General features: G+C 42.5%; 13 protein-coding genes. 4 read left to right on the plus strand and 9 right to left on the minus strand.

What is annotated here, in order from left to right; translation table 11 throughout:
• Positions 1–105: 105 nt before the first annotated feature.
• Together pssA and IQ457_RS13310 are read right to left on the minus strand one after the other, a co-directional pair.
• The gene (pssA, locus tag IQ457_RS13305) at positions 106–1,047 is read right to left on the minus strand and encodes a CDP-diacylglycerol--serine O-phosphatidyltransferase (RefSeq protein ID WP_144297693.1); all 942 of its coding nucleotides are present in this window, start codon (positions 1,045–1,047) and stop codon (positions 106–108) included.
• A 10-nt stretch (positions 1,048–1,057) separates the two neighbouring features.
• Entirely contained in the window at positions 1,058–1,933 is an 876-nt protein-coding gene (locus IQ457_RS13310; RefSeq protein WP_144297694.1) for a 23S rRNA (adenine(2030)-N(6))-methyltransferase RlmJ, read from the minus strand.
• Between the two features lie 140 nt (positions 1,934–2,073).
• Here IQ457_RS13310 and IQ457_RS13315 point away from each other — a divergent pair, with 140 nt between their 5' ends.
• The 3 genes from IQ457_RS13315 to dapE are packed head-to-tail and all read left to right on the plus strand — an operon-like array spanning position 2,074 to position 4,597.
• Entirely contained in the window at positions 2,074–2,829 is a 756-nt protein-coding gene (locus IQ457_RS13315; RefSeq protein WP_200663866.1) for a 2OG-Fe(II) oxygenase, read from the plus strand.
• A 51-nt stretch (positions 2,830–2,880) separates the two neighbouring features.
• Positions 2,881–3,345 carry a hypothetical protein gene (locus IQ457_RS13320; RefSeq protein ID WP_200663867.1) on the plus strand — a complete coding sequence of 155 codons (465 nt, stop codon included), beginning with the start codon at positions 2,881–2,883 and terminating at the stop codon, positions 3,343–3,345.
• Between the two features lie 52 nt (positions 3,346–3,397).
• Positions 3,398–4,597, plus strand: coding sequence for a succinyl-diaminopimelate desuccinylase (gene dapE / locus IQ457_RS13325; protein ID WP_200663868.1), 1,200 nt, complete (start codon positions 3,398–3,400; stop codon positions 4,595–4,597).
• Between the two features lie 116 nt (positions 4,598–4,713).
• On the opposite strand, the gene IQ457_RS13330 is transcribed toward dapE, so the two are convergent.
• The 6 genes from IQ457_RS13330 to IQ457_RS13355 form a co-directional block, all read right to left on the minus strand.
• On the minus strand, positions 4,714–5,214 hold the full coding sequence (locus tag IQ457_RS13330; RefSeq protein ID WP_200663869.1) for a GyrI-like domain-containing protein: 501 nt from the start codon (positions 5,212–5,214) through the stop codon (positions 4,714–4,716).
• Positions 5,215–5,280: 66 nt separating this feature from the next.
• A complete protein-coding gene (gene iscX / locus IQ457_RS13335) occupies positions 5,281–5,490 on the minus strand; it encodes a Fe-S cluster assembly protein IscX (protein WP_144297698.1) in 210 nt (69 codons plus the stop codon).
• A 192-nt stretch (positions 5,491–5,682) separates the two neighbouring features.
• Entirely contained in the window at positions 5,683–6,219 is a 537-nt protein-coding gene (locus IQ457_RS13340) for an acyl-CoA thioesterase (protein ID WP_200663870.1), read from the minus strand.
• Between the two features lie 135 nt (positions 6,220–6,354).
• Positions 6,355–7,755 (minus strand): NAD(P)(+) transhydrogenase (Re/Si-specific) subunit beta, encoded by a 1,401-nt coding sequence (locus tag IQ457_RS13345; RefSeq protein ID WP_144297700.1) that lies wholly within the window; start codon positions 7,753–7,755, stop codon positions 6,355–6,357.
• Entirely contained in the window at positions 7,752–8,099 is a 348-nt protein-coding gene (locus IQ457_RS13350) for a proton-translocating transhydrogenase family protein (RefSeq protein WP_200663874.1), read from the minus strand. Before IQ457_RS13350 ends, IQ457_RS13345 begins: the two co-directional genes overlap by 4 nt.
• A 114-nt stretch (positions 8,100–8,213) precedes the next feature.
• Complete coding sequence (locus IQ457_RS13355; protein ID WP_200663871.1) at positions 8,214–9,371, minus strand: Re/Si-specific NAD(P)(+) transhydrogenase subunit alpha; 1,158 nt, start codon at positions 9,369–9,371, stop codon at positions 8,214–8,216.
• A 500-nt stretch (positions 9,372–9,871) separates the two neighbouring features.
• Between IQ457_RS13355 and yaaA the strand changes: the two genes are divergently transcribed.
• Positions 9,872–10,672: a peroxide stress protein YaaA gene (yaaA, locus tag IQ457_RS13360; protein WP_200663872.1), complete on the plus strand. Its 801-nt coding sequence runs from the start codon at positions 9,872–9,874 to the stop codon at positions 10,670–10,672.
• A gap of 125 nt (positions 10,673–10,797) precedes the next feature.
• On the opposite strand, the gene IQ457_RS13365 is transcribed toward yaaA, so the two are convergent.
• Positions 10,798–11,475 carry an SLATT domain-containing protein gene (locus IQ457_RS13365; RefSeq protein WP_342343318.1) on the minus strand — a complete coding sequence of 226 codons (678 nt, stop codon included), beginning with the start codon at positions 11,473–11,475 and terminating at the stop codon, positions 10,798–10,800.
• Between the last annotated feature and the right edge of the window lie 79 nt (positions 11,476–11,554).

Raw genomic sequence — 11,554 nt, forward strand, 5'->3', positions numbered from 1 at the left:
ATACGCGCTTTTAGTAGGGGGTCAAGGGGGTTTGAAAATTTAAATTGATATATCTTCTAACCCCTTGATTGCTTAGGAATTAAATCTGAGATTTTGGCTTTAGTCTTACATTTTACTCTTTAAGGTGGTTACGATACCTGATAATGCATAGATGATACCGATGGCTAAGATGCCTACTGGGATATCATATAAGATGATACTCATGACCAATACGCCAATGATAAGCACAACAAATGGCACTTTCTTTTTATCGAACTCTTTAAAGCTATAGTATTTAACATTACTGACCATCAATAAGCCGCAGATAACCACCCATGCCGCAAATAGGAACATGATGGCAGTATCGTATTGTCCGACCCATTCATTATGATCGACCGCAACCATTACCGCAGCCGTAACTAAGATAGCCGCGAGCGGACTTGCCAAACCGACGAAGTATTTTTTATCGACTATACCAACTTGCACATTAAAACGTGCTAAGCGAAACGCGGCGCAAGCGGTAAAGACGAAGGCGCAACCAAGACCAATACGACCTAACGGCTCTAAAGCAAAGCTATAAATCAGGATTGCAGGCGCAACGCCAAAAGCCAACATATCAGCGAGTGAATCATACTGCTCGCCAAAAGGACTTTGCGCATTAAGCATACGCGCAACACGCCCATCGGCACCATCAAGGATAGCGGATAAGAAAATCGCCAGTGAGGCTTTATAAAATTCGCCTTGAGTACTGGCTAAAATAGAATAAAAACCCGACAGCAGAGATAAAGTGGTAATCAGATTGGGCGCTAAATAGACACCGCGACTAACCACACGCTTACCTTCGGCAACCTCTGCTTCAATCACCTCAAAGGTCAAACCATCATAATTGTCATTATCCGCTAGGCGAATATTGAACTCATGCTCATCGACAAAAGGCGGCTGAGTGGCAGCACTATCCTGTAAGAGCGGCTCTTTTACCAAACCGTCATTCATAACCTTGTCGGTTACCAGACTGTCCTTTGCAAGGCTATCTTTGCCCATACTACTTGATGATTGATTCGTCGTCATAACGATATCCTTATTCGCCGACCAGCCAGCGCACATTAGTGGCACTATCAGGAGACATGTCTGGGGCATCCGCAACTTTTAACACCGGCTGTAAGAAACGCAAAATCTCACGTGCGTGATTGTCAAATTGCCAAGGCGGATTGATAACGAGTAACCCTGTACCATTTAGACCAACAGCGATGTCGTTAGGATAGATATTGAGCTCGCAGACCAATTGACGTCTCATTTCAGTCCGTTTTAGCTTTTTGTAAAACAGCTCAACCGCTTCCATGTTTTTAATTGGATACCATAACGCGTAAGTACCTTGTGGCCACTTATTATAAGAATGTACCAATAGGTCAATCAGGCGGGTGAAGTCTTTATGCTCTTGCTCGTAAGGCGGATCAAGAAAAATCAAACCGCGCTTCTCTTTTGGTGGAATCACCGCAGCGATACCTTCAAAAGAATTGCGATGATGAATACCAATCGGCAATTTATGGAGCTGATAATTTAGTGCATCGTATTCACTGGCTTTGGCTTCAAACGCTTCACCGCGCACGCCGGCATCAGGATTTTTTTCAACATGATGGGCAATCCACCAAGGTGAACCAGGATAGACTTTTTTATCATACGTGAAACGCGCTTGCTTAATGCTTTCCATATAGTCTTTGACGGCCGCCGGTGCTTTTTCGATGTCGGCTTTTAACAAAGCTTGGATACCGCCTTTGGCTTCGCCTGTTTTGCGCGCCTCTTCACTGCCGAGCGAATACAGTCCACGACCACCGTAAGCATCAAGCACATAAAAAGGTTTGTTCTTTTGCCCCAATTGATTCAGCAGTTGTACCAATAAAATGTGTTTAACGACATCGGCAAAGTTACCGGCATGATAGGCGTGTTTATAGTTCATAAGATCAAAAGTTTAAATAAGAAAAATTGCATCTATGGTAGCATAGGCAGAGTAAAAGATAACGATGGTTTTGGTAAAAAGGCATGGATTGGCTGTGTATTGACAGTGAATGGCATGTTTATTGATAACGGCGAGGCAAAATGACGCAGATTATTAGCAATCTTGAAGTGACACAGTTAGTCGTCGATCATCCGATTGGAGCGGATAACCCGCCACTACTATACCCACCTAGCGATGACGAAAGGCAAACGCTACTCACTCAGCATGAATTACAATTTTCGGACTTTGATGTCGATTGGCAAAATAAGCTAACCGATAAACAGCTAGATACGTTTGTAGACGATGGCTGGATGATTATTGACGATGTGTTTGAAAATAAAGCGCTATTGGCTCTGCAGTCTGAGAGCGGTTTTATTGACTATCGTGACGCCGAGCTGACGGCTGGCATTCGGGTTAGCAATATTCGCGGTGATCGCATTCGCTGGATTACCGAAAACTTCTTTGCAGGCTACTATTATTTACAAAGTATCAATGCGCTTGCTGCTTTATTCAATCAAAGCTTGTTTGCTGGTATTCGCCATAGTGAGGCACATTACGCTTGTTATCCGGTAGGTTTTGGCTATCAATGGCATAGCGATAATCCGGCTGGACGTGATGAGCGCGTTATCTCGGCGGTGTTTTATCTCAATGATGATTGGCGTGATAGTGATGGCGGTGCGTTAGAAGTCGTCGACAAACATGGCGTCCACCATAATGTCATGCCTGTTGCCAATCGACTGGTCATATTTGATAGTGACTTGCAACACCAAGTGCAAATCGCCCATCGGCAGCGTTATTCTATCGCGACGTGGATGCGCCGTGATGGTTTGGTGCCTTTTGTTGAGGATAATATTTAAAATCCATTAGCTATTACTTTAAATAAGCCTTGTTAATTAAGGATAATGACAATGCATAAAACCTTATTTAGAAGCTTGCTCTTACTTGTTATACTCCCTCTGATCGTGAGCTGCGAGACGCTTAATCATCAAGCCGCTATTCAAAAAGACAATGAGTTATTTTTTACCTATTATTTGCCAAAATCCATGCCTGAAGAACCTCTAATAATTAATCCGACTGTTATTACTACTGAATTCAAATATGAGGATGGGTGTTTACTTGCATTTGATGGAAGCAGATGGATGACACCTGTATTTCCCGAAGGACATGCAACTTTTAATAGTCATCATAAGACTTTAAGATTATTAGGAACGAGTTATAAAATGGGTAATGTGATTTCTGCAGCTGGCTATGTGCATGCTTACAACAGTGAAAAAGTTAAAAATTATAGTAATAGCCCAGCCGAAAAGTGCATTACAGAGTATCTAGCAATATATTACGGCGATTATGAAAAAATTGACTTGGATAAAAACTAAATTTTTTCAGACCTCAAATTATAAACATCAAAACAACATATCTAGGACTGTCATGAGTTCAGAAAATAATAGTAAAACCCATCAACAGCAAACACTAGAGCTAAGTATCGCCCTACTTGAACGTCCATCCGTTACCCCCGATGATGATGGCTGCCAAGACATATTGTCAGAGCGCCTGACGCAGGCTGGGTTTGATTGCGAGTTTATGTATTTTGGTGAGAGAAACCAAGGCGGCGAACATGCGGAAGTCAAAAACCTCTGGGCGCGCCGTGGCATCACCGATCCGGTTATTTGTTTTGCTGGTCATACCGACGTCGTGCCTACGGGTGATGAAAACAATTGGACTTATCCGCCATTTACACCCACCATTGCCGATGGTTATTTATGGGCGCGCGGTGCCGCTGATATGAAAACCGGCATTGCTGCTTTTACCGTTGCCGCCGAGCGTTTTGTCGCTAATCATCCTCAGCACAATGGCTCTATTGCTTTTTTAATCACCGCAGATGAAGAAGGCCCGTCCATCAATGGGACGGTGAAAGTCATTGAAACGCTTGAAGCGCGCAATGAGAAAATCACCTATTGCCTCGTTGGCGAACCATCAAGTACCGACACGCTTGGCGATATCATTAAAAACGGTCGCCGCGGCTCATTGGGCGCCGAGCTGACCGTCACTGGCAAACAAGGTCATGTTGCCTATCCGCATCTGGCTTGCAATCCGATTCATGCGGCAATGGCGGCATTAGCAGAATTAACCAACGCCACTTGGGATAACGGCAACGAGTATTTCCCTGCGACTTCTTTGCAAATCTCTAATATCAATGGCGGTACAGGCGCAACCAACGTTATTCCTGAAACGCTAACCGTTATCTTTAACTTCCGCTTTTCCACAGAAACGAGCGCAGATGAGCTAAAATCAAAAACCCATGCTATTTTTGATAAGCATTTTGAGAACAGCAAAGCCAGTTATGATATCCAATGGAAATTATCCGGTCAGCCATTTTTAACCCCTGAAGGCAAACTCGTAACGGCCTGCCAGCAAGCGATTAAAAAAGTTACTGATATCAATACCACGTTATCAACGTCTGGCGGTACATCAGATGGACGCTTTATCGCGCCAACCGGTGCACAAGTGGTTGAGCTTGGCGTACGTAATGCCACGATTCATCAGGTCGATGAAAAGGTAGAAGTAGATGATTTGGGCAGATTGGCGCAGATATATGAAGGGATTTTAGAGAATCTGCTGCTTGATTAGACATAATCTATAGAAACAAAAAAAGCGCCATCTGCTTCGTATTTGGCGCTTTTTTATTATGATCTTTTATCGATAAGGACTTGAACAACACAAGTCAATTAAGCTACTTACTAGCTTCACTCAATCCCTATATAAACATCCACTTGCCCATACTCTAAATTACCATCAATATAGTGCTCAAAATCGACATTATAACTACGAGTATACTCACAGCTTGGGTCGTTGAAGTACTCCCAAGCCTTCTCCCACGCATTCATGACGGTATTAGGCATATTACCTGTTTCTGAAAAGACTAAGTATTTCCCTGCGGGAATGGCTATTGTTACAAGATTACTCTTATTGGCGACCGCCGCATTATCCGGCTGCACCTGCTCATTGCCCACTTCCCAACCAGCGACAACATCAAACGCCCCTACTAAATCAGCACTTTCATAATTGTGGTAGATACCATAAATATCCTGATCTTCAGGCAAATCACCCATGTAGTTTTGATAGAACTTTTGCCATAAGCGGCCTAATTTTGCCGTTTCGTGGCTGATTTCAGCGTGATTGGTGGTACGTACGCTGATACCCTTACAAGCTATCGCTTCGGGTAGCTCTTTAATTTGTGACGTCATGATGCTGCCTGCCCTGTTGTGCTGTGTGATTTTTATTTGATGTGCGATTAAATGAGCATAACTGCCTTAATCCGCTTCATCAATCCAATTCATTTGAATGGCTTCTAGGATACCCTCATTTGATTTTTGCGGGTCATCATCAAAACCTTCTAGCTCCGTCACCCAGCGGTGTAAATCAGTAAAGCGAATATACTGCGGATCGGTCTCAGGGAATTTTTCATAAAGCTCAATAGCGATATCTAAGCTGTCTGTCCATTTTAGTTTTTGCGGGCTCATGGTAGCTCCTTAACTGTTATTTATTTTATAGCTTTCATCAAACTAGAGATTAGTTTGACCAGTTGTTTGTATAATGTTTGTCTAACGCTTTACTTGCTCACTTACTAACCCCTATCCTATCAAAATTCGCCAACTGATTATAGACAAGTTCGTTATACCGCCTTTGTTGCTTTAACTTTTTGCTTTATCTTTTTATTTTGTTTCTGCAGATTTAATCGCTACTTGATGCTGATTCCAAGAAACAATGACTTCATTTGTCTGCTCACCTGTCATATCCAATATCTCTGGTACACATTTGCCTTTTTTATCGTTTAAGACAAACTTAGTCATACCAACACCCATGAGCTGATTTTTTACAAAAAAGCGCGTTTCAAAATAGACGTATTTTTTATCCCAGCCGACAAGCGTACTATTTACCGTCATTTTATTCAGGAATTTGATTTCTTTGAGATAAACCATTTCTTGCATGGCAATAATCCAGCCGAGATTTTTAATCCCTTTTTGATGACAGCAGGCCATCAGCCATTTAGTGATATTTAACTCGATAAAAGACAAGTAGCGATAGTTGGGCAAATGATCGCGAAAGCCCATATCGTGTGGCAATACGCGATAATGGCGTACAATTGGTTTGGTTAATGTCTCGACACTTAGGTGTTCATTAGCCGTTTGCTGTTTCAGCTGCTGCTTTAATAAGCTGACCATAATAAAAAAACGTATCAACATGTTCATAAAGGAAATCTCTGCACGGTTATTCTGTATTAATTATGAGTAAATATAGCTTTGATAAATGCTGCCTACCTTAACGCAAAAAAAGCCACCTCAGTGACTTTTTTCGTGAAAATATTATTAGTAGATGATTAGCAATTAATGACCGCCGCCATTGATACTACGTACCATCTCTTCAACCATTTTCTTGGCATCACCAAAGATCATCATGGTTTTGTCCATATAGAACAAGCTGTTATCAAGACCTGCATAGCCCGTACTCATTGAACGCTTGATAACCATGACCGTCTGCGCTTTATTGACTTCTAAAATTGGCATACCAAAGATTGGGGATGATGGATCATCTTTTGCCGATGGATTGACGACGTCGTTGGCACCAATGACTAAGACCACATCAGTACTAGCAAAGTCGGAGTTAATCTCATCCATCTCAAGAATGTCATCATAGGGCACGTCAGCTTCCGCCAATAGTACGTTCATATGGCCTGGCATACGACCAGCAACCGGATGAATGGCAAAGCGCACATTGACGCCTTCCTCTTTTAACAGCTCATACAATTCTTTGACCGCGTTTTGAGCACGGCCTTGCGCCATACCGTAGCCCGGTACAATCACCACACTGCTGGCATTAGACATGAGGAAACCTGCGTCTTCTGCCGAACCTGCTTTGTAGTTTTTAGGTGCGCCATCATCTGCGCCTGTAGCGGCAGCTGCCGTACCCATACCACCAAATAAAACGTTTAGTAATGAGCGGTTCATGGCTTTACACATGATGTAAGATAAAATCGCGCCTGACGAACCAACGAGCGACCCTGCGATAATTAGCATCGAGTTGCCAAGGGTAAAACCAATACCCGCTGCCGCCCAACCTGAAAATGAGTTCAATAGCGACACAACCACGGGCATATCACCGCCACCGATTGGCGCAATCCACATCCAACCAAATATTACGGCTAATACTGCCATCGCATAGAAAGCTGGCAATGAATCGGTCATAAAGTAGACGATACCAAAACCAATCATAGCAATAAATAGAATCGCTTGTACGGGTTTTACCCAGCCGCCTACTAGGGTTTTTGCCCAACTTTTTGCGGCTAATTTACCAAAGGCAAAAACAGACGCTGAGAAAGTAATCGCACCAATAAAACAACCAATAAACAGTTCAGCACGGGCGACTGCGCCATGCTGTTGCTCAGTATGCAGTACGGTCGCTAAGGCAATCGCCACTGCTGCCAAGCCTACGAATGAATGCATCAAAGCAACGGTTTCTGGCATCTGGGTCATGGCGACCGTTTTTGCTTTCCACATGCCGACGACTGCACCCAATACCATGGCACCGATGATTAACCACAGCACAGGGCCTTCGGCTAAGAAAAAGGTCGTTGCAACTGCAATTGCCATCGCTACCATACCAAAGCGGTTGCCACGAATGGCGGTTTTTGGACTAGAAAGACCACGCAACGTTAAGACAAAAAGGATAGCACCGATTAAGTAAAACCAATCTGCATTTGCTGCAATCATATTTGTTAAATCGCTCATGCATCGCCTCCACTTTCAGTCGTCGCAGTTTCAAGCACTGGCGCTTTTTTTACTTTTGGCTTAAACATCGCCAGCATACGCTCAGTCACCGCAAAACCACCAAAAATATTGATACTGGCTAAAAATACTGCAAAGGCACCGAGCAAGCTGGTTGGGGTAAACATCGCGCCGTCAATGGTGACGGTTTGTAGCATCGCCCCGACGATAACGATACTTGATAAGGCATTGGTTACTGCCATTAGTGGCGTGTGCAGTGCTGGCGTGACGCCCCAAACGACGTAATATCCGACGAAAATAGCGAGCACGAATACCGTGAAAATCGCTACAAACGGTGTGCTACTCATGGCCGCACCCGCTGGCGCTGCCGCTAAAATAGTGGCAATCATCTAATCCTCCTAAAAATTTGTTCGTGTCTGGCAAATGTAAGGTAATGAAATTCGAGACTGGATATTTAAGGCTTAGCGTTTAGCAAGACGTACTTGATTGTCATGCGTCACTGCTAACGCCCCTTGAATCTCATCATTCATGTCTAAATTCAGTGCCAGCGTTTTCGCTGAAGCGTCGTCTTTAGCTGCAGGAGCCATTAAAGTAGTGATAAAATTAACAAGGTTATTGGCATATAAATCTGAAGACTGCGCCGCCAGTTGTGATGGAATATTGGCCGCCCCAACGATACGCACACCGTTTGCCGTGGTAATGGTTTCATCAGGCACGCTGCCTTCGACGTTGCCGCCCGTGCCAGCGGCCATATCAATCAGCACTGAGCCAGCTCTCATTTTGGCAAGCGTTGCCCCATGCACCAAGCGCGGCGCGTTACGTCCAGGAATCTGCGCGGTGGTAATGACGATATCTGCGTTGCTCAAGGCTTTATCTACGACAGCAGCCTGATCTTTGATATATTGCTCAGAGGGCGTCCATGCATAACCGCCCGTGGCTTTGGCTTTTTGCGCTTCGTCTTCGCTCATTGGCACGTCAAGCCATTTGCCGCCAAGCGATTCCACTTGTTCTTTAGCAGCAGGGCGCAAATCACTGGCTTCAACAACGGCACCTAAACGCTTCGCCGTCGCAATCGCCTGCAAACCTGCTACCCCTACGCCTAAGATAACCACTTTGGCAGGTTTCACTGTACCCGCTGAGGTCATAAACATCGGAAATGGACGCGAGTATTCATTGGCGGCAAGCAATACCGCTTTATAACCGGCAAGGTTGGCTTGTGACGATAAGACGTCCATGTTTTGCGCACGTGACAAAGTACGTGGCAATAATTCCATGGCAAAGACGGTGGCACCTTTGGCCGCATAAGTATCTAGCTGGCTATTGCGATATGGGTCAAGCATACCAATAACCACTTGACCGGCTGTTAAATGCTCAGTCACCGCTGCTGGCAAATCATTGACGGTAGTAATAATTTGCGCTTGGTTGACGACCTCGGTACTACTATTGGCAATATCAGCACCCGCTGCCTGATACAACTCATCAGCGTAATACGCTGCTTGACCTGCACCTGACTGAATGACGACTTCAAACCCTAGTTTACGTAATTTCTTTACCGCGTCTGGGGTTAGCGCTACCCGTTTTTCACTCGCGCTATCTGCACTAATAACACCAATCTTCATACCGTCTCCTTACTTACGTCAAATGACTATACTCACGTTTAATGACTATCTTTTAACACCCGCAACGCATCTTTAAAAAGCACAGGGGACAAAAAAATCTTTGGTCACGGTTGGTTAAGAACTTAAGACCAAAGATTATCAATTTAATAAATGATAGCTCCTTTGCCATCATGCCTTTTTATTATAGAGATAACATCTGCAAACTTTCATTGCCTAATGATGACCCACAAGTAAAATAAAAAGTTAGGCATTTACACCATCATCATAACTTTTATTGTTATATTAAAAACTTTTATTTTTTCCAAAAGCGCGCAAAGCCTGTAAGCTATTAGCTCACGACAAATATAAAAATTGGCTTAAGGTTTGACATATGTCTACGATGACGCTTAAAAATACAAAACTGCTATGACTAAGTCAAGATAAAATACGGCCTAACGTATAATAAGAAAACTTGACAGCTCAATGGAACACCAACTCATTCACTATAATAAGGAATAACCATGTATTTTTTACTCTCCCCTGCCAAATCGCTTAACGAGAAAGACGCTGTACACGTTAACCTCGGTAATTACTATAGTCAGCCCGAACTGATTGAGCATGCGCAGGTGCTCATGAAAAACTTAAAAGCCAAAGAGCCGATCGATTTACAAGAGCTGATGAGTATCTCTGACGATTTGGCGCAGCTTAATGCTAAACGTAATCAAGACTGGGCTTGGAGTACAAATAGTCCCTTTACAGGCGACAACGCCAAACCAGCGGGTTATTTATTTGATGGGGATGTTTATACTGGGCTTGATATGTATCAGATGGACAAAGATACTGCTATTTACGTTAACGAACACTTGGGTATTTTGTCAGGGCTTTATGGTGTGCTTAAACCGCTCGATTTAATCCAGCCATATCGCCTAGAGATGGGCACCAAGCTAAAAAATGAGCGCGGGGATAATCTTTACGAGTTTTGGGGCGAAGAAGTGACTGATACTATCAATGCACGTATGGCAGATAGTGAGGACAAAGTTTTAATTAACCTTGCTTCTAATGAGTATTTTAAGGTAATAAAAAAGAAAGCGCTAAATGCTGAAATTATCACGCCAAGATTTGAAGATGAGAAAAATGGTCAATATAAAGTGATTAGTTTTTATGCCAAAAAAGCACGTGGATTGATGGTGAAATACGCAGCTGACAATAAGCTGACCAATGCAGAGCAGCTAAAGCAGTTTGATTTAGCAGGCTATTATTATGTCGATGAGCTGTCTGACGATAAAACGTGGACGTTTCGTCGGGATGAAGCAAGTCAGTAGAATTTACAACTAACTCTAATTTGGTTCTCATGGGCTAAAGCGCATATTATGGTTATAGCCCAGCAACTTTTGTCAATTGTTATTTACTAAGTAAAAATCTAATTCATAAAATATCTAAAAATCTTTTATTCGTGTAGAAAAGTCAATGCATTCGTCAAACCTAGCATATCAGAAACAAATAAAAGTTCGATTATACATAAAAAGAAAGATGCACTGTAATTCATAAAAAATGAAACAATTTTTTCTTTTGAATTTTTCATATTAGAGTCTAAAAAATTGTGTATGATTTCTATCAATTTAATTTCAGCATTTTTTTCTTTCTTTTCTTTCCTAATTTTATTTGCTCTGATGTAATCTATATCTTCGTGACTTTCAGTACCATTCAATGCATCTCTATACAACTTCTCAAATGATAAGATATCAATATTTTTTTCCATTTGTTCACAAACAATTTTTTCATGTTGATACTTTTGACAGATTCCCTTTATCTCATCTGCACATTGATAAAAGTCTTTACTTCTGAGTTCATACTTGGCCGTAGATGTTGCAACCGAATATACTAGTACGCATATCGCTAGAAATATCTGAAAACTTGTTAGGGTAAATTGTGAAAAAACAGCATTATGTCCAGCCACAGTTAAGAGAGGAATTAATATCAATCCTAAAGAGATGATAGTAGTGGTTATAAAACCAACCTTACTCAGTCTTTTTAGCCTCTTACCAGCTTCGAACCTTGAGTCAACAGTAAGTTGCATTGTTCTTAGTAACTTAGCCTCAAATTTTGATAGTTCCTCATCTTGTATATATTAGACCTCTTGCAAAAGTAGCAAAGGGAATTAAAATAGGAAGACACTCATAACTTTTTAGGAACCATGCCAAACA

The organism is Psychrobacter sp. M9-54-1, from assembly GCF_016613355.1.
Lineage (GTDB): Bacteria > Pseudomonadota > Gammaproteobacteria > Pseudomonadales > Moraxellaceae > Psychrobacter > Psychrobacter faecalis.

Bases quoted from the DNA above. Each gene is read 5' to 3' on its own strand.
- pssA (WP_144297693.1), bottom strand. From the start codon at position 1,047: ATGACGACGAATCAATCATCAAGTAGTATGGGCAAAGATAGCCTTGCA.
- IQ457_RS13310 (WP_144297694.1), bottom strand. From the start codon at position 1,933: ATGAACTATAAACACGCCTATCATGCCGGTAACTTTGCCGATGTCGTT.
- IQ457_RS13315 (WP_200663866.1), top strand. From the start codon at position 2,074: ATGACGCAGATTATTAGCAATCTTGAAGTGACACAGTTAGTCGTCGAT.
- IQ457_RS13320 (WP_200663867.1), top strand. From the start codon at position 2,881: ATGCATAAAACCTTATTTAGAAGCTTGCTCTTACTTGTTATACTCCCT.
- dapE (WP_200663868.1), top strand. From the start codon at position 3,398: ATGAGTTCAGAAAATAATAGTAAAACCCATCAACAGCAAACACTAGAG.
- IQ457_RS13330 (WP_200663869.1), bottom strand. From the start codon at position 5,214: ATGACGTCACAAATTAAAGAGCTACCCGAAGCGATAGCTTGTAAGGGT.
- iscX (WP_144297698.1), bottom strand. From the start codon at position 5,490: ATGAGCCCGCAAAAACTAAAATGGACAGACAGCTTAGATATCGCTATT.
- IQ457_RS13340 (WP_200663870.1), bottom strand. From the start codon at position 6,219: ATGAACATGTTGATACGTTTTTTTATTATGGTCAGCTTATTAAAGCAG.
- IQ457_RS13345 (WP_144297700.1), bottom strand. From the start codon at position 7,755: ATGAGCGATTTAACAAATATGATTGCAGCAAATGCAGATTGGTTTTAC.
- IQ457_RS13350 (WP_200663874.1), bottom strand. From the start codon at position 8,099: ATGAGTAGCACACCGTTTGTAGCGATTTTCACGGTATTCGTGCTCGCT.
- IQ457_RS13355 (WP_200663871.1), bottom strand. From the start codon at position 9,371: ATGAAGATTGGTGTTATTAGTGCAGATAGCGCGAGTGAAAAACGGGTA.
- yaaA (WP_200663872.1), top strand. From the start codon at position 9,872: ATGTATTTTTTACTCTCCCCTGCCAAATCGCTTAACGAGAAAGACGCT.